The sequence below is a fragment of the Micromonospora sp. NPDC005299 genome, from assembly GCF_042872345.1.
GTDB lineage: Bacteria > Actinomycetota > Actinomycetes > Mycobacteriales > Micromonosporaceae > Micromonospora.
Genome location: NZ_JBIAKG010000012.1, coordinates 129,903 through 147,599 on the forward strand (window position 1 = coordinate 129,903; position 17,697 = coordinate 147,599).

At 71.8% G+C, this 17,697-nt stretch carries 15 protein-coding genes; 13 read left to right on the forward strand and 2 right to left on the reverse strand.

Annotation, left to right across the window (positions count from 1 at the left end; genetic code table 11):
* The first annotated feature begins 193 nt into the window (after positions 1 to 193).
* The 4 genes from ACFYPD_RS28190 (at position 194) to ACFYPD_RS28205 (ending at position 5,984) form a co-directional block, all read left to right on the forward strand.
* Positions 194 to 1,444 (forward strand): extracellular solute-binding protein, encoded by a 1,251-nt coding sequence (locus ACFYPD_RS28190; RefSeq protein ID WP_387119749.1) that lies wholly within the window; start codon positions 194 to 196, stop codon positions 1,442 to 1,444.
* Positions 1,444 to 3,084 (forward strand): ABC transporter permease subunit, encoded by a 1,641-nt coding sequence (locus ACFYPD_RS28195; protein WP_387119752.1) that lies wholly within the window; start codon positions 1,444 to 1,446, stop codon positions 3,082 to 3,084. The genes ACFYPD_RS28190 and ACFYPD_RS28195 overlap by 1 nt, the downstream gene beginning before the upstream one ends.
* Entirely contained in the window at positions 3,081 to 3,980 is a 900-nt protein-coding gene (locus ACFYPD_RS28200; RefSeq protein WP_387119755.1) for a sugar ABC transporter permease, read from the forward strand. Before ACFYPD_RS28195 ends, ACFYPD_RS28200 begins: the two co-directional genes overlap by 4 nt.
* Before the next feature lie 192 nt (positions 3,981 to 4,172).
* Entirely contained in the window at positions 4,173 to 5,984 is a 1,812-nt protein-coding gene (locus ACFYPD_RS28205) for a glycoside hydrolase family 13 protein (RefSeq protein WP_387119758.1), read from the forward strand.
* A gap of 63 nt (positions 5,985 to 6,047) precedes the next feature.
* On the opposite strand, the gene ACFYPD_RS28210 is transcribed toward ACFYPD_RS28205, so the two are convergent.
* Positions 6,048 to 6,638, reverse strand: a complete 591-nt coding sequence (locus ACFYPD_RS28210) for a TetR/AcrR family transcriptional regulator (RefSeq protein ID WP_387119761.1) — start codon at positions 6,636 to 6,638, stop codon at positions 6,048 to 6,050.
* 98 nt (positions 6,639 to 6,736) lie between these two features.
* Here ACFYPD_RS28210 and ACFYPD_RS28215 point away from each other — a divergent pair, with 98 nt between their 5' ends.
* The 9 genes from ACFYPD_RS28215 (at position 6,737) to ACFYPD_RS28255 (ending at position 16,806) form a co-directional block, all read left to right on the forward strand.
* Positions 6,737 to 7,744 carry a hypothetical protein gene (locus ACFYPD_RS28215; protein WP_387119765.1) on the forward strand — a complete coding sequence of 336 codons (1,008 nt, stop codon included), beginning with the start codon at positions 6,737 to 6,739 and terminating at the stop codon, positions 7,742 to 7,744.
* A 57-nt stretch (positions 7,745 to 7,801) separates the two neighbouring features.
* On the forward strand, positions 7,802 to 8,143 hold the full coding sequence (locus tag ACFYPD_RS28220) for a hypothetical protein (protein ID WP_387119768.1): 342 nt from the start codon (positions 7,802 to 7,804) through the stop codon (positions 8,141 to 8,143).
* Positions 8,144 to 8,420: 277 nt separating this feature from the next.
* Positions 8,421 to 9,491, forward strand: a complete 1,071-nt coding sequence (locus ACFYPD_RS28225) for a BMP family protein (protein ID WP_387119998.1) — start codon at positions 8,421 to 8,423, stop codon at positions 9,489 to 9,491.
* A gap of 267 nt (positions 9,492 to 9,758) precedes the next feature.
* The gene (locus tag ACFYPD_RS28230) at positions 9,759 to 11,252 is read left to right on the forward strand and encodes an ABC transporter ATP-binding protein (RefSeq protein ID WP_387120001.1); all 1,494 of its coding nucleotides are present in this window, start codon (positions 9,759 to 9,761) and stop codon (positions 11,250 to 11,252) included.
* The gene (locus ACFYPD_RS28235) at positions 11,249 to 12,607 is read left to right on the forward strand and encodes an ABC transporter permease (protein WP_387119771.1); all 1,359 of its coding nucleotides are present in this window, start codon (positions 11,249 to 11,251) and stop codon (positions 12,605 to 12,607) included. The genes ACFYPD_RS28230 and ACFYPD_RS28235 overlap by 4 nt, the downstream gene beginning before the upstream one ends.
* Positions 12,608 to 12,609: 2 nt before the next feature.
* Positions 12,610 to 13,890 (forward strand): ABC transporter permease, encoded by a 1,281-nt coding sequence (locus ACFYPD_RS28240; RefSeq protein WP_387119774.1) that lies wholly within the window; start codon positions 12,610 to 12,612, stop codon positions 13,888 to 13,890.
* Between the two features lie 104 nt (positions 13,891 to 13,994).
* The gene (locus ACFYPD_RS28245; protein WP_355054178.1) at positions 13,995 to 14,702 is read left to right on the forward strand and encodes a cytidine deaminase; all 708 of its coding nucleotides are present in this window, start codon (positions 13,995 to 13,997) and stop codon (positions 14,700 to 14,702) included.
* 41 nt (positions 14,703 to 14,743) lie between these two features.
* Positions 14,744 to 16,024, forward strand: coding sequence for a thymidine phosphorylase (locus tag ACFYPD_RS28250; protein ID WP_387119777.1), 1,281 nt, complete (start codon positions 14,744 to 14,746; stop codon positions 16,022 to 16,024).
* A 101-nt stretch (positions 16,025 to 16,125) separates the two neighbouring features.
* Positions 16,126 to 16,806 (forward strand): DUF4272 domain-containing protein, encoded by a 681-nt coding sequence (locus ACFYPD_RS28255; RefSeq protein WP_387119780.1) that lies wholly within the window; start codon positions 16,126 to 16,128, stop codon positions 16,804 to 16,806.
* A gap of 10 nt (positions 16,807 to 16,816) precedes the next feature.
* Here ACFYPD_RS28255 and ACFYPD_RS28260 read toward each other — a convergent pair whose 3' ends face one another.
* Positions 16,817 to 17,695: a putative RNA methyltransferase gene (locus ACFYPD_RS28260; protein ID WP_387119782.1), complete on the reverse strand. Its 879-nt coding sequence runs from the start codon at positions 17,693 to 17,695 to the stop codon at positions 16,817 to 16,819.
* Between the last annotated feature and the right edge of the window lie 2 nt (positions 17,696 to 17,697).

Here is a 17,697-nt window from a genome sequence, read left to right on the forward strand (position 1 = left end):
ACTTTAGCTCACCGGCAAGTTCTTGCGTACGCTCCTGCAAGCCCTTCCATTCCCTGCAACGTCTTGCTAACGTCCCCGCAACATGCGAGAGCAGCGGCGCAGTATCCCCGCGCCGGTCAGCAAGAAGTTACCGAGGTTTCCACTGGTGAGCCGCCCTTCCCCCGGCGTGCCCGCCATGACGACAGGAGTACCGATGCGCATCCGTACCGCGGGTGTGGTCGCTGTCCTCGGCCTGGCGCTCGCCGCGTCCGGCTGCGGCGGCAGTGACAGCGACAAGCCGGCCGCCAAGGAGTCCGCCAAGGCGGCCGGCGGCAAGCTGGTCATCTGGGCCGACGACAAGCGGACTGCGGCTCTGAAGCCGTTCGCCGAGGAGTTCGGCAAGGAGAACGGTGTGACCGTCGAGGTCCAGGCCGTCTCCAAGGACCTGCAGACCAACTTCGTCACCGCCTCGCAGCAGGGCAGCGGCCCGGACGTCGTGGTCGGCGCGCACGACTGGATCGGCAACCTGGTCCAGAACGGCGCCATCGACCCGGTGCAGCTCGCCGCCGAGCAGAAGAGCGCGTTCAACGAGACCGCGATCAAGGCCGTGACCTTCAACGGCCAACTCTACGGCGTCCCCTACGCCACCGAGAACGTCGCGCTGATCCGCAACACCGAGCTGGCCCCCGAGGCGCCGAAGACGATCGAGGACCTGGTCACCGCCGGCAAGAAGCTCAAGGCCGAGAAGAAGGCCAGCGAGATCCTCTGCCTCCAGTCCGGCCAGAACGGCGACGCCTACCACGTCTACCCGCTGTACACCTCGGGCGGCGGCTACCTGTTCGGCACCACCGCCAACGGCGACTACGACCCGAAGGACCTGGGCGTGGGCAAGCCGGAGTCGATCGCGGCCTTCCAGAAGATCGCGAAGCTCGGTGAGAAGGGCGAGGGTGCGCTGAAGCGCTCCATCACCGGCGAGAACTCCATCGCCACCTTCACCGGCAAGAAGTGCGCCTTCCTGGTCTCCGGCCCGTGGGCCATCGCCGACGCCAAGAAGGCCAACATCAAGTACGACATCTCCCCGGTCCCCGGCTTCGCCGGTGGCAAGGAGGCCCAGCCGTTCGTGGGCGTCCAGGCGTTCTACGTCGCCGCCAAGGGCAAGAACAAGGCCCTGGCCCAGGAGTTCGTCACCAACTACGTGACCAAGCCGGAGCTGGCCGTCGCGCTGTACAAGGCCGAGCCGCGCCCGCCGGCGCTGACCGCCGCCTTCGACCAGGTCAAGGGCGAGGACCCGGACCTGGCCAAGTTCTCCGAGGCCGGCAAGAACGGTCAGGTGCTGCCGGCGATCCCGGCCATGGCCGCGATCTGGGACCCGTTCGGCAAGGCGGAGGCCGCCATCATCGGTGGCGCCGACCCGGCCAAGACGATCACCGCCGCGGGCAAGACCATCGCGGGTCAGATCAAGTAATGAGCACGTCGCTGTCCGGCCCGGGGTCTGCTGAGCAGGCCCCGGGCCGGGAGCCCGTTCGCCGCGGGCTCCCGCGCACGTCCCGTACCGCGCGGAACCACGCGCCGATCACCGCGACCGGCCTGGTCGTCAAGGTGGTCCTGCTCGGCCTGGTGGCCGGGATCGCGATCTGGGCGGCGTTCCCGCTCGTCGAGGCCGAGCACTGGGTCGGGCTGGGCATCCTCGCCGCCACCACCGCCGGCCTGTTCTACCTCTACCTGACCCGCCGGCACATCCCGGCCAAGTACCTGGTCCCCGGCACGCTCTTCCTGATCGCCTTCCAGGTCTTCCCGGTGCTCTACACCGCGAGCACCGCGTTCACGAACTTCGGCGACGGCCACCGCGGCAGCAAGGACGACGCGATCGTCGCCATCCAGACCTCCTCGGTGCAGCAGGTCCCCGGCTCCACCGAGTACTCCCTCTCCATCGCCACCAAGGGCGACCCGGCCACCGGCGCGCTGGTCTTCCTGCTCAGCGACCCGAAGACCAGGGAGGTCTTCGCGGGCGACGCGGACGGCCTGCGCAAGCTCGACCCCGGCGACGTCACGGTCAGCCCGACCGGCAAGATCACCGACGCCGCCGGCTACACCGTGCTCAACTTCGGCCAGGCCGGCGGCCGCAGCAAGGACATCACCGACCTGGTGGTGCCGACCGCCGGCGGTGCGGTCCGCTCCAACGGCCTGTCCCGCGCCTACGAGGGCAAGGCGGTCCGGGCGTACGACGCGGGCTGCGACTGCGTCAAGGACAGCGAGACCGGGAAGACCTGGACCGCCGACGCGTCGGCCGGCTCCTTCGTCGCCGCCGACGGCGAGCGGCTCGCCCAGGGCTGGAAGGTCAACGTCGGGCTGAAGAACTTCAGCCGGGTGCTCACCGACCCGAACATCTCCGGGCCGTTCTTCGGCACCCTGCTGTGGAACTTCGCCTTCGCGGTCGGCTCGACCGGGCTCACCTTCCTGCTCGGCATGGCCATCGCGCTCGCCCTGCACTCGCCCCGGATGCGCGGCACCAACCTCTACCGGGTGCTGCTGATCCTGCCGTACGCCATGCCGTCGTTCGCCATGCTGCTGGTCTGGCGGGACATGTTCAACACCGACTTCGGCCTGCTCAACAACCTGTTCGGGCTGGACGTCGACTGGTTCGGCGGCGCGTGGACGGCCCGGGCGGCGGTGCTGCTGGTGCAGCTCTGGCTGGGTTACCCGTACATGTTCCTGGTGGCCACCGGCGCGCTTCAGGCGATCCCGCGGGAACTCACCGAGGCCAGCTCGGTCGACGGCGCCAGTCCGTGGCAGTCCTTCCGGGCAGTCACCCTGCCGCTGCTGCTGGTCGCGCTCTCGCCGTTGCTCATCGCCTCGTTCGCGTACAACTTCAACAACATCAACGCGATCTGGCTGACCACCGAGGGTGGGCCGTTCGCGCCGGACAACCCGACCAACGGCGCCACCGACCTGCTCATCACCTACACCTACCGGCTGGCCTTCGGGGCCCAGGGCGCCGAGTTCGGCATGGCCGCCACCGTCTCGATCTTCATCTTCGCGATCGTGGCCACGGTGTCGGCGATCAGCTTCCGGCGGACCCGCAAGCAGGAGGAGGTGTACTCGTGACCACCTACACGGACGCGCCGGTCGCCAACCGCAACGCGACCGGCAGGTCGAAGAGCCGCTGGTTCGCCCAGGTGGGGTGGCGGCACGTCGTCGGGGTGCTGGCGGTGGTCTTCAGCCTCTTCCCGATCCTGTTCGTGCTCTCCGCGGCGCTCAACCCGCTCGGCACCCTCTCCTCGACGGAGCTGCTGCCGACCGGGGCGTCGTTCGAGAACTTCACGAACCTGTTCCACCGGACCGCGTTCGGCCACTGGTTCCTCAACTCGCTGCTCATCGCGGGTACGGCGAGCTTCGTGTCGATCTTCCTGTCCTCGCTCGCCGCGTACGCGTTCTCCCGGATGCGCTTCGCCGGTCGTCGGATCGGCCTGCTCACCCTGCTGCTGATCCAGATGTTCCCGCAGTTCCTGGCCATCGTGGCGATCTTCCTGATCTTCACCACGGTCACCGACCTGTGGCCGGTGATCGGCTTCAACACCCCGTGGGGCCTGTTCCTGCTCTACATGGGTGGCGCGCTCGGCGTGAACACCTGGCTGATGAAGGGCTTCTTCGACACCCTGCCGCGCGAGCTGGACGAGTCGGCGACCATGGACGGCGCCTCGCACGCCCAGGTCTTCTTCCGGATCATGCTGCCGCTGGTGGCGCCGATCCTGGCGGTGACCGCGCTGCTGTCGTTCATCGGCACGATCAACGAGTTCATGATCGCCAACGTGTTCCTCACCAACACCGACTCGAAGACCCTCGCGGTCGGCATGTTCGGCCTGGTGGCCGGCGAGCGCAACAACAACTTCGGGATGTTCGCGGCGGGCACCCTGCTCACCGCCGTCCCGACGGTGCTGGTGTTCCAACTGCTCCAGCGCTACATCGTCTCCGGCCTCACCGCCGGAGCCGTCAAAGGATAGACCGCAGGGGTGGCCGCTCGCCGTCGTGGGCGAGGCGGGTGGTGCCACTCCGTACCCATTGCGCACGCTGCGGCAAGGGCGTCGTGTCGACGTACACCGGAGCGGTTTCCGGGCGGACCGCCGCGGTCGGGTGACCGACCGCGGCGGGTGCCCGCCCCACTCCCTGTCTCCACCGACGCGAAAGGCATGCCCATGTCTCTCCAGCCGCACCACGACGGGTCCGCCACCTATGTCCCCGAGCAGGAGCCCGCGCTCGGGCAGACCGTCCCGGTCTTCGTCCGGGTGCCGGCCGGCGCCGACGTCCGTCAGGTGCACGTCCGGACCACGGGTGACGGCGAGCCGCGCTTCGCCGAGGCGGTGGTCGACCGCACCGAGGGCGGTGACGTGTGGTGGCGGGCCGACGTCGAGGTCCGCAACCCGCTCAGCAACTACCGCTTCCTGCTCGACGGCGCGACGGGCGCCCGCTGGTTGAACGCGGCCGGTCTCGTCGACCACGACGTGCCGGACGGCGGCGACTTCAAGCTGGTCAGCTACGCGCCGCCGCCGGCCTGGGCCCGGGACGCGGTGATCTACCAGATCTTCCCGGACCGGTTCGCCCGCTCGGCCGCCGCAGCCGGCCGGACGGCGCCGGACTGGGCGATCCCGTGCGACTGGGACACCCCGGTGATCGGGCGCGGCCCGGAGACGCCCCGCCAGTTCTACGGCGGCGACCTCGACGGCATCACCGAGCGGCTGGACCACCTGGACCGGCTGGGGGTGAACACCGTCTACCTCACGCCGATCTTCCCGGCCCGCTCCAACCACCGCTACGACGCGGCGAGCTTCGACACCGTCGACCCGCTGCTCGGCGGGGACGCCGCGCTGGTCCGGCTGGCCGACGCGGTGCACGCCCGGGGCTGGCGGCTGCTCGGCGACATCACGAGCAACCACACCGGCGACGCCCACCGGTGGTTCACCGCCGCCGTCTCCGACGTGCACGCGCCCGAGCGGGAGCTGTACTACTTCGATCTGGAGCCGTCGGACTACGAGTCGTGGAACGGGGTCAAGTCCCTGCCGAAGCTCAACTGGGGCAGCGCCGAACTGCGCCGCCGCTTCGCCACCGCCGAGGACTCCCTGCTGCGCCGCTGGCTGCGCCCGCCGTACGCGCTGGACGGCTGGCGGGTGGACGTGGCGAACATGACCGGCCGGCGGGGCGCGGACGCGTACACCCACGAGGTGGCCCGGCTGCTGCGCGAGGTGGTCGCCGACACCCGCGCCGACGGGCTGCTGCTCGCGGAGCACGGCCACGACCACACCGGTGACCTGGACCGGGACGGCTGGCACGGCACCATGAACTACGTCGGCTTCACCGACCCGGTCTGGTCCTGGCTGCGCCGGGGCGACGACCCCGTGCCGAACTTCCTCGGCACGCCGGGCGGGGTGCGGCGGCGGGACGCGGGAGCGGTGCTGGCCACCATGAACACCTACCGGTCGCTGATCTCCTGGCGGTCGTACACGCACTCGTGGCAACTGCTCGGCTCGCACGACTCGGCCCGGATCCGAACCGTGGTCGGCGACGCGGCCCGGCAGGAGGTGGCCGCCGGGCTGCTCGCCACCATGCCGGGCACGCCGGTGATCTTCGCGGGCGACGAACTGGGCCTGACCGGCGCCAACGGGGAGGGCTCGCGTACGCCGATGCCGTGGCACCGGCCGGAGAGCTGGGACGGCCGCACCTTCGACGCGTACCGGTCGCTGTTGGCGCTGCGCCGCGACGAGCCGGCGCTGCGGCACGGCGGCCTGCGCTGGGTGCACGCCGACGCGGACACGCTGGTCTTCCTCCGCGAGGCGCCGGCCGGCGCGGTGCTGGTGCTGGCCCGCCGGGCGGCCGGCACCCCGGTCCGGCTGGCCGGCCTGCCGGCCGGGGAGAACGTGTACGGCGGGGCTCCGGCGTTGCGCCCGGACGCCGACGGCGCGGTCACCCTCCCCGCGAACGGCCCCACCTTCCAGGTGTGGCGCCTCGCCTGAGACCGAAGGAGGGCCCCCTGTGAACGCCTGCGGTGTAGCAGGGGACCCGTCCTGACCCGGGAGTCAGCGGGCGAGGAGGGCGCGGACGCCGGCCAGGTAGGTGTGCCGGTCGGGGGAGCCGGTCAGGATGCGCTGCAGGACATAGCCGGGGATCAGGGCGAACAGGGCCGCGCCGACCGCCTCCGGGTCGGCGTCGGCGGGCAGTTCGCCGGCCGCGCGGGCACGCCGGGCCAGCGTGGCGAAGTGGGTGCGGAAACCGGCGTACGTGCGGCCGACGAACTCGGCCAGCGCCGGGTCCCGCTGCGCCTCGCTCCACACCTGGATGGCCAGCGGCAGCACGCCGTCCGGGCCGGTCTGCGCGTCGACGTAGGTCAGGGCCCGGTCCAGCGCTTCGACCAGCGGCAGCGGCGGTTCGGTCGTGGCCAGCTCGGCGAAGAGCCCGTCCGCGCCGCCGATCACCGACTGGGCGATCGCGGTGATCAGGTCGTTCTTGCTCGGGAAATAGCGGTAGACCGCGCCGACCGAGAGCCCGGCCTCCCTGATCACGTCCTGCATCGAGGTGTTGTGGAAGCCGTCGCGCCGGAAGCAGCGCCGGGCCGCGTCGAGGATCTGCTGGCGGCGGGCCGCGAGGTGTTCGTCCGATACGCGTGGCACGACCCACAGTGTAAAGCGAACGTTCGTTCTTGACGGCGAACCACCCGGCGGCGCACCCTCTGTTCAAGAGAACGAACGTTCGTTTTAAGGAGGCGGAGATGCCCGCTCACCCGTCCCGGATCCGCTCGCCGTGGCTGCTCGCCGCGCTGCTCGCCAGCCTCGCCGTGGTGGTGCAGGCGCTGCTCGTACCCCTCTTCGCGGCGCCGGCCGCCCACCTGGCGCCGCGCGACCTGCCGATCGCCGTCGCCGGGCCGCCGCCCGCCGCCGCCGAACTGGCCGCCCGGCTCACCGCGGCCCGCCCCGGCGGCTTCGCCGTCACCACGCTGCCCGACGCGCCGGCCGCCGACCAGGCGCTGCGCGACCGGGAGGCGTACGCCGCCTTCGTGGTCGGCCCGGACGGCGTCACCCTGCACACCGCACCGGCCGCGAGCCCGACGGTGGCCGCGCTGCTCACCGAGGCCGCCACGCAGCTCTCCGCCCGCCGCCCCGTGCCGGTGGTGCAGGTCGTGCCGGGCGACCCGGACGACCCGCGCGGGGCCGGCTTCGCCGCCGGGTTCCTGCCGTTGGCGCTGACCGGCATGCTGGCCGGGGCACTGCTGACTGTGCTGGTCGCCCGGCGCCGGGCGCGGCTGGCCGGCCTGCTCGGTTTCGCCGTCCTGGCCGGCATCGTGGGGGCCGCGGTGCTGCACGGCTGGCTCGGCGTCCTCGACGGCGACCTGTGGCGCGAGGCGGGCGCGATCGGGCTGTTCGCACTGGCCGCGGCGGGCACCGTGGCGGGCCTCGGCGCGCTGCTCGGCGCTCCCGGGATCGGGCTCGGCGCGCTGCTCGTCTTCCTGGTCGGCAACCCGCTCTCCGCGGTGGGCGCCGCGCCCGAGCTGCTGCCGCAGCCCTGGGGCGCGGTCGGGCAGTACCTGCCGGTCGGTGCGGGCGGCACGCTGCTGCGCTCGGCCGCGTTCTTCGACGGAGCGGGCGCCGGCCGGCCGGTGACCGTGCTGGCCGGCTACGCCCTGGTCGGCCTCACCCTGGTCCTCGTCGGCCGCCGGCAGGTCCGCGCCGGCGCGGGCAGCCCGGCGTCGGACCGGCGCCCAGCCGAGGTCACGGTATGACGGCACCTCGGCGGGCCGGCTACTACAAGGCGTCGTTGATAGGGGAGGATGGCCGGCGTGGAAGCTCTTCGACTGATCCTTCTCTACGTCCATCTGATCGGGTTCGCGATGCTGCTCGGCGGTGCGATCGCCCAGTACGTCAGCGGCCGGCTGCGGATCAACGCGGCCATGCTCTGGGGCTCGGTGATCGGGCCGCTGACCGGAATCGGTCTTTCCGCCCCGCTGCGGGACGGCGACGAGCCGGCACCGGCGAAGCTTGTTACCAAGTTGGTGCTCGCGCTGCTCATCTTTGTCATGGTCTTCTTCTCCCGTAAGCGGGAGTCCGTGAACCGTGGGCACTTCCTTGCGATCATCGGGTTGACGCTGGTCAACGCGGCGGTGGCGGTCTTCTGGCGGTAGCCCCGCGGCGCAGCGGAAAGACCACGGGAAACGGACGTTCGCGACACCTCTCCGGCAGGCCGCCGGCACGAAAGGTGATGTGCCCCACGCATCGGTTACGTAGGGGTAACGACCGCTCAACAGTCGTGCACGATTGTCGGCCGGTGGGTGGGCGCGGGCGTACGCTCCCGTCCGTAACGTGGGACGCCGGCCGCACACCGCAGGCCGGCGCAAGGGCTGCCACCGCGCACGACGCGGTGTGCAATGGGAAGGAGACGTCTTGCGCTCTGTGCGTGGGATGCGGATCGCCTCCGCCATCGTGGCGGGTGGCCTCGTGCTGGGCGCCGCCGCGTGTGGTGAGGCCCCCAAGGACGACGACAACGCCGGCGGCAACGGCGGCAAGAAGTTCAGCGCCTGCATGGTGACGGACGTCGGCGGCATCGATGACAAGTCCTTCAACACCTCGGCCTGGAAGGGCCTTCAGGAGGCGAAGAAGGAGAACGACAACATCGACATCAAGAACGTCCAGTCGAAGGCCGAGGCGGACTACGAGGTCAACCTGACCGGGTTCGTCAACCAGAAGTGCGACTTCATCCTGGCCGTCGGTGGCCTGATGCAGGACGCCACCAAGAAGGCCGCCGCGGCGAACCCGAACCAGCAGTTCGGCATCGTCGACGCGAACCCGGGCGTGGACAACGTCTACCCGATGCAGTTCGACACCGCTCAGGCCGCCTTCCAGGCCGGTTACCTGGCCGCCGGGCTGAGCAAGTCCGGCAAGGTCGGCACCTACGGCGGTCTGCCGATCGCGCCGGTCACGATCTTCATGGACGGCTTCGCCGACGGCGTGGCCTACTACAACAAGGCCAAGAGCAAGAACGTCCAGGTCATCGGCTGGGACAAGGCCACCCAGAAGGGCTCCTTCACCAACGACTTCGTCAAGCAGGACGAGGGCAAGAAGGTCTCCGACGCGCTGGTCGCCCAGGGCGCGGACATCATCATGCCGGTCGCCGGTGGCGCCGGCCTCGGCACCACCGCCGCGGCGCAGGCCTCGGGCGGCAAGTACTCGGTCGTCTGGGTGGACGTCGACGGCTGCGAGAGCACCCCGAACTGCCCGGCGCTCGTCACCACGGTCGTCAAGAACATCCCGGACGCCGTCAAGGACGCCGTGCTGAAGGCCGCCAACGGCGAGAAGCTCCAGGCCAAGCCGGGCTTCGTCGGCACCCTGGCCAACAACGGCGTCTCGATCGCCCCGTACCACGACTTCGACAGCAAGGTCCCGGCGGACCTGAAGGCCGAGGTCGACAAGATCAAGGCGGACATCGCCGCCGGCACCATCACGGTCACCTCGAAGGCCCAGCCGACCAAGTGACCGCTCCGCCGGCCGCCGCGGTGAGATCATCGGCAGCGGGGGCCGGCGGGCACCAGGTTTGACGATCCGGCCGCCTCGGCGCACGCGGGAAGACCCGCGCGACGTCGGGGCGGCCGATCACCTTGATCCCCCACGGACCCCCACCCGGCGCGGTGGCGGCGCGGCGGCCGCTACGCTGCACCATCGCTCGCACTCCAGGAGGTTGCGCTGAGACTCGAACTGCGCGGCATCACCAAGCGGTTCGGTGATCTGGTCGCCAACGACCACATCGACCTGACGGTGGAGCCTGGAGAGATCCACGCCCTGCTCGGCGAGAACGGCGCCGGCAAGTCGACCCTGATGAACGTGCTCTACGGGCTGTACCAGCCCGACGAGGGCGAGATCCTGGTCGACGGCAAGCCGCTGAAGCTGAAGGGCCCGTCCGACGCGATCGCCGCCGGGATCGGCATGGTGCACCAGCACTTCATGCTGGTGCCGGTCTTCACCGTGGCCGAGAACGTGATGCTCGGCGCGGAACAGACCAAGGGAAGCTTCACCGGCTTCCTCGACCGCCGGCGGGCCCGGCGCGAGGTCGCCGAGGTCTCCGAGCGGTACAACCTCCGGGTCGACCCGGACGCGGTGATCGAGGACCTGCCGGTCGGCATCCAGCAGCGGGTGGAGATCGTCAAGGCCCTCACCCGCGATGTCGACCTGCTCATCCTCGACGAGCCGACCGCCGTGCTGACCCCGCAGGAGACCGAGGAACTGCTCACGGTCATGCGGTCGCTCAAGGAGGCCGGCAAGTCGATCGTGTTCATCACCCACAAGCTGGGCGAGGTCAAGGCGATCGCCGACCGGATCACGGTGATCCGGCGCGGGAAGACGGTCGGCACCGCCGAGCCGAGCGCCAGCCGCGACGAGCTGGCCGCGCTCATGGTGGGCCGCAGCGTCCGGCTGACCGTGGACAAGAAGCCGGCGCAGCCGGGCAAGCCGATGCTCGAGGTCGCCGGCCTGGTCGTCGACGACGACCGGCAGGTACGCGCGGTCGACGGCGTGGACCTGACCGTGCACGCCGGTGAGGTGCTCGGCGTCGCGGGCGTGCAGGGCAACGGGCAGACCGAACTGATCGAGGCGATCATGGGGCTGCGCCCGGTGCTCGCCGGCTCGGTCACCCTCGACGGCGAGGCCGTGCACGGCTGGTCGACCAAGAAGGTGCTCCGCGCCGGCGTCGGGTACGTCCCGGAGGACCGCAGCGTCGACGGCCTGGTCAAGGAGTTCTCCGTCGCGGAGAACCTGGTGCTGGACATCTACGACCGGCCGCCCTTCGGCAAGGGGCTCTCGCTCAAGCCGGACGCCATCGCGAAGTCGGCGAAGGAGCGGATCGAGCAGTTCGACGTCCGCACCTCCTCGGCCGACGCGGCGGTCGGCACCCTCTCCGGCGGCAACCAGCAGAAGGTGATCGTGGCGCGGGAGCTGTCCCGGCCGCTGAAGCTCTTCATCGCCGCCCAGCCCACCCGGGGCGTGGACGTCGGCTCGATCGAGTTCATCCACAGCCGGGTCATCCGCGAGCGGGACATCGGCACCGCCGTCATGGTGGTCTCCAGCGAACTGGACGAGGTGATCGGCCTCGCCGACCGGATCGCGGTGATGTACCGCGGCCGGATCATCGGCATCGTCGGCCCGGACACCCCGCGCGAGGAGATCGGCCTGCTGATGGCCGGCATCACGCCGGACACCGCCACCACGACCGCTGACCGCCCTGGCAACGAGGAGGAGGCATGACCAACCCAGACCCGGTGTCGGGCTCCCCGGACAAGGAGCCGGCGACCGAGGCGCAGGAGGCGCGGCGAGAATCCCGGGCGACGCCGCCCGCGCCCGCCGGCGACACCGAGCGGGCGGTGCCCGCCACCGCGACGAAGCAGCCCCCGGCCGAGGAGCCCCGCCCCACGCTGGGCCGGCTCTTCCTGGACAACCTCTGGGCGGCCAACACGGTCACCGTGACCGTGCTCGCGGTGCTGCTCGCCATGCTGGTCGGCGCGGTGCTGATCATCGTCTCCGACCCTGAGGTGCTGGCCACCTACGGCTACATCACGGCCCGCCCGGCGGACGCGTTCAACGCCAGCTGGACGGTGGTCAGCGAGGCGTACGCGAACCTGTTCAAGGGTGCGATCTTCGACCCGGACGCGGTCGGCTTCACCGCCGCGATGGGCCCGATCTCGGAGACGCTCACCTACACCGCGCCGCTGGTCTTCACCGGCCTGGCGGTCGCGCTCGCCTTCCGGGGCGGCCTGTTCAACATCGGCGCCCAGGGCCAGGCCACCATCGGCGTCGTCCTGGCCGCCGTGGCCGGCTTCGCGCTGCCGCTGCCGCCCGGGGTGCACCTGCTCGTTGCGCTGCTCGCCGGCGCGCTCGGCGGCGCCCTCTGGGGCTTCGTCCCGGGCATCCTCAAGGCGCGCACCGGCGCCCACGAGGTGATCAACACGATCATGCTCAACTACGTGGCGGTCTACTTCCTGTCCTGGATCATCGTCCAGAGCGGGGTGCAGAACCCGAACCGGTCCGACGCGATCAGCAAGCCGGTCGAGTCCTCCGCCCAGCTGCCCCGGCTGCTCGGCGACAACCTGCGGGTGCACGCCGGCATCCTGGTCGCGGTGCTGGCGACCTGGTTCATCGCCTGGCTGCTGAACCGCTCGACGATCGGCTTCGAGCTGCGCGCGGTCGGCGAGAACCCGGACGCCGCCCGGACCGCCGGCATCAGCGTGACCAAGACGTACGTCCTGGTCATGGTGATCTCGGGTCTGCTGGCCGGCCTCGGCGGGTCGAACATGGTGCTCGGCTCGACCGCGAACGCGCTGACCCCGCTGGTGATCGCGCAGATCGGCTTCGACGGCATCCTGGTCGCCCTGCTCGGCCGGGTGAAGCCGTGGGGCGTGCTGCTGGCCGCGCTGCTGTTCGGCGCGCTCCAGGCCGGCGGCAACCGGATGCAGTCGTACTCCGGGATCTCGCTGGAGCTGGTCACCGTGCTCCAGGCGCTCATCGTCATCTTCATCGCCGCGCCGGCCATGGTGAAGGCGATCTTCCAGCTCCGGGCGGCCCGCGCGGCCCGGCTGCAGACGAGCCTCGCGAAGGGCTGGTGAGCATGTCCACCACCGCTGTCCCCGAGGTCGCCGTGACCGCGGTCGACGAGGGCTTCTGGACGCGCGTCCGCAAGACCGGAGCCGTCCTGCTGGCGCTGGGCGTGCTCGCCACGGTGCTGTTCGGGGCGCTCGCCACCGACCAGCAGGCCCGCTTCACGCTCAGCGAGACTGAGGGCGGCGCCGCCCTGGAGATCAACGGCACGGTCGGCGCGATCCTCTTCGGGATCATCGCCGCCGCGGCCGGGGCCGCCCTGCTCGCCGGGGTGCCGAAGCGCTGGTTCACCCTGGTGCTGGGCGTGGGGCTGGTCGCCTTCGTACTGAGCTTCCTGTGCTGGCAGGTCTCCGCCGCCCCCGAGGGCCGCAACTTCATGCCGCTGGTCAACGTCGTCCGGGGCACGTTCATCCTGGCCCTGCCGCTGATCTTCGGCGCGCTGGCCGGCGTGCTCTGCGAGCGCTCCGGCGTGGTGAACGTGGCGATCGAGGGCCAGTTGCTGATGGGCGCCTTCGCCGGCGCGCTGTTCGGCAGCCTCTCCGGCAGCGTCTGGGTGGGCCTGGTCGCCGCCGCGATCGGCGGCGCGCTGATCTCGCTGCTGCTGGCCGTCTTCGCCATCCGCTACCTGGTCGACCAGGTGGTCATGGGCATCGTGCTCAACCTGCTGGCGGTGGGCGTCACCGGCTTCCTCTACGAGCGGCTGATGCAGACCGACGCGACGAAGTACAACAGCGCGCCGCGGTTCAGCAACTGGGAGATCCCGCTGCTCAAGGACATCCCGCTGATCGGCCCGGCGCTGTTCCGGGGCAACATCTTCCTCTACGTCGGCCTGCTGCTGGTGCTGGTCATCCACATCGCGCTGTTCCGTACCCGGTGGGGCCTGCGGACCCGGTCGGTGGGTGAGCACCCGACGGCCGCCGACACGCTGGGCGTGCGGGTGCTGCGGCTGCGCTACCGCAACGTGATCATGGCCGGGCTGGTAGCCGGCGTCGGTGGCGCCTCGTACACCCTGGCGCTCTACTCGTTCACCAAGAACATGATCGGCGGTAAGGGCTTCATCGCCCTGGCCGCGCTGATCTTCGGCCGGTGGAGCCCGACGGGCGCGCTGCTCGCCGCGCTCTTCTTCGGGTTCGCCGACCAGCTCGCCACCTACCTGGGCGCGATCGGCAGCAGCATCCCGAGCCAGTTCCTGGCCATGCTGCCCTACCTGGCGACGATCCTGGCGGTGGCCGGGCTGGTCGGCAGGGTCCGGGCGCCGGCCGCCGACGGCAAGCCGTACATCAAGGGCTGACCGCCCGTGACGCAGCGTGCCCGGCGGGGTGGACCCGCCGGGCACGGTCGTCTCCGGCCGCCACCGCGACCGATCAGCGTGAATTGGGCAGAATGGGAGTCGTGATGGAGATCGACTGGGAGCGGCTGCGGGCCGCCGCCACCGAGGTCATGCGGCACGCGTACGTGCCCTACTCGAAGTTTCCCGTCGGGGCGGCCGCCCTGGTGGACGACGGCCGGGTGGTGGTCGGCTGCAACGTGGAGAACGCCGCGTACGGCGTGGTCCTCTGCGCCGAGTGCGGCGTGGTCTCCTCGCTGCACGCCACCGGCGGCGGCCGGATCGTGGCGCTGTCCTGCGTCGACGCCACCGGCGAACCGCTGATGCCGTGCGGCCGGTGCCGGCAGCTGCTGTGGGAGAACGGCGGCCCGGAGTGCCTCATCGAGGCGAAGGGCGGCACGCTGCGGATGGCCGAGCTGCTGCCGCACGCGTTCGGCGTGGAGGACCTGGAGGCGGTGACCGGCGAGACGCCGGTGCCGGTCGTCCCGGAGCGGCTGGCCGCCTGGCGAGGGCGGGGCACCGTCTTCGTGCACCCCGACCTCTCGGCCGGGCAGCAGGTCTGGACGGCGTACTGGGAGCGGTCGGCCGGGGACACCGAGGGCGCCGAGACCGGCGTGCTGGAGGAGGGCCCGACCTGGGACGACCCGGCGGAGGCGATCACCTGGGGGCTGGCTCGGACGCCGCGCGTCGTTGTGGTGGACGCGTCGGGCACCATCTTCTGGGCCGGCGAGGGCGAACCGCCCCTGGAGATCCCGATCCGCTGGTCCCCCGCCTGAGCTGGGGGATCGGTTCCGGAACGACGAGGGAAGAACATCTGATGAGTGCATTCACGGCGGTTGACGTCATCCGGGCCAAGCGGGATGGGGGCGTGCTGAGCGACGGCCAGATCGACTGGGTGGTCGACGCGTACACCACGGGGCTGGTGGCCGACGAGCAGATGTCGGCGCTGGCCATGGCGATCCTGCTGCGCGGCATGACCGCGTCGGAGATCGCCCGGTGGACTGCCGCGATGATCGCCAGCGGCGAGCGGCTGGACCTGTCGCCGGTGGCCCGGCCGACCGTGGACAAGCACTCCACCGGCGGCGTCGGCGACAAGATCACCCTGCCGCTGACCCCGCTGGTCGCGGCCTGCGGCGCGGCGGTGCCGCAGCTCAGCGGCCGGGGCCTCGGCCACACCGGCGGCACCCTGGACAAGCTGGAGTCGATCCCCGGCTGGCGGGCCGCGCTGAGCAACGAGGAGTTCATCGCCCAGCTGCGCGACGTCGGCGCGGTGATCTGCGCGGCCGGCGACGGGCTGGCCCCGGCCGACCGCAAGCTGTACGCGCTGCGCGACGTCACCGGCACCGTCGAGGCCATCCCGCTGATCGCCAGCTCCATCATGAGCAAGAAGATCGCCGAGGGCACCGGGGCCCTGGTGCTCGACGTGAAGGTCGGCTCCGGCGCCTTCATGAAGAACGTCGACGACGCCCGCGAGCTGGCCCGGACCATGGTGGAGCTGGGCGGGGCGCACGGGGTGCGCACGGTCGCCCTGCTCACCGACATGTCCACCCCGCTGGGTCGCACCATCGGCAACGCGGTCGAGGTGACCGAGTCGGTCGAGGTGCTGGCCGGCGGCGGCCCGGCCGACGTGGTGGAGCTGACCCTGGCGCTGGCCCGGGAGATGCTGGCCGCGGCCGGCCTGCCGGACGCCGACCCCGAGGCGGCGCTGCGGGACGGCCGGGCCATGGACGCCTGGCGCACGATGATCCGGGCGCAGGGCGGCGACCCGGACGCTCCCATGCCGAAGGCCCCCGAGGTCGAGGTCGTCACCGCGACCGAGGACGGCTACGTGGCCGGGATCGACGCGTACGCGATGGGCGTGGCCGCCTGGCGGCTCGGCGCCGGCCGGGCCCGCAAGGAGGACCCGGTGAGCATCCCGGCCGGTGTGGTGCTGCACAAGCGCCCCGGCGACCCGGTACGCGCCGGCGAGCCCCTGTACGAGCTGCGCGCCGAGCACGCCGAGCGGATCCCGGCCGCGCTGGCGGAGGCGGAGCGGGCGGTCCGGATCGCGCCCGAGGCCCCCGCCGCGGCACCGCTGGTGATCGAGCGGATCGGCTGATCTTTCCCGGTCATGGTGCGGTGCCGACCGAGCCGCTATTCTCGCAGGCCAGGGGGGACCGACCGGCGATGAGCCGTTGCGAGCAGACAGGGACCTGAGCCGTGCGCGTACCCGCCCCCGATCCCCGGGCCGTTCGTGAGGCGAGCCTCGACGAGCTGTCCCGGCTGGGCCTCCCGCTGCCGCCCCCGCAGTTCCCGCTGGTCTGGGAGCCGGGGGACGAGATCGAACTGCGCCCCACCCCGGAGATCGAGGCGCGGATCGCGGTGCTGCACGTCATCCTGGCCCGCTGCTTCGGGATGCCGGCGCAGGCGGCGATGAGCTGGCTGCTGGAGTCGCACCTGGTCGAGATGGTGACCCCGCCGGAGTGGCAGTTCGTGATGGGGGGCAAGGGCGACCACCGGTCGTTCGTGCTGCACCACGACGCGCTCTTCTCGCTGGCCTGGGTGCTCGGGCTGGCCAAGGAGCTGGACCCGACGGTGCCGGTCGACGAGCGGCTGGTCGAGCGGATGCCGAACCTGGTGACCGGGGAGAACTTCGGCCAGTGGCGGGCCCGAATCCTGGCCGCCCCGCAGCATCCGGCCGACGCGGCCGCCCTGCTCGACCTGCACTACTGCCTGGACTGGGCGTACCTGGAGACGGAGGAGGCCGGGCTGGCGCTGCCCGGGCTGGTGGACGCGAACGCCATCGGGCAGCGCCGGTGGGCGCTGGAGTGGGCGGTGGTGCTGCGCGGGCCGTACCACGACGAGCCGCCGGGCTGGGAAGAGGTCGACCTGTCCACCTGAGCGACGGTGGTCAGCGCGGCCGGTGCACGCCGAGCCGCACGGCGAGGGTCACCGGCACCGGTTCGGGCAGCGCGGCGATCCGCTCGGCGAGCCTGGCCGGGTCGGCGTGCCAGGCGCTCGGACCCATCCCGACCAGGGTGGCCACCTCGGTGCGGCTGAGCTCCAGCCGGGCCCGGTGCTCGGTGGCCGACTCCTCGGTGAAGTGCGCGTTCAGGCTGCCGGCGACCCGGTCGGCCTTGGCCGGGTCCACCCGGAGCAGGTCGAGCGCGTCGACCAGTTCGGCGAGGTGGTCCGCGGCCGGGGTGACCACCAGCAGCGCGCCCGCCGGGTCGAGCACCCGGTGGAACTCGGCGCCGTTGCGTGGTGCGAAGACGTTCAGCAGCACCGTGGCGGAGCGGTCGGCCAGGGGCAGCCGCTGCCAGGTGTCGGCCAGCGCCGCGGCCGCGCGCGGATGGGCCCGGGCCGCCCGGCGCAGTGCCGGCTTGGCGACGTCGAGCGCCAGGCCGACCGCGTCCGGCAGCGCCGCCAGCACCGCCGCGAGGTACCAGCCGGTGCCGGCCCCGGCGTCCACGACCAGGGGGTAGGCGGCGGGGGGAGCCGGAGTCGGGCCGTCCACGCCGTACGCGATCTGCCTCGCCGCCTCGGCGAGCGCGGCGGCGACGGTGGAATAGTGGCCGGCGGCGAGGAAGTCGGCGCGGGCGGCGACCATCTCGGCGCTGTCCCCGGTGTGCGGGGCGCGGCCGGCGAGCAGGTTCACGTACCCCTGGCGGGCGATGTCGAAGCTGTGCCGGCGCGGGCACTGCAACGCCCGGGCGGTGCCGGCGGTGGTCTCGGCCAGTGGCTCGCCGCAGACCGGGCAGCGCAGTCGGGCCAGGATGCGGGCGTCCACGG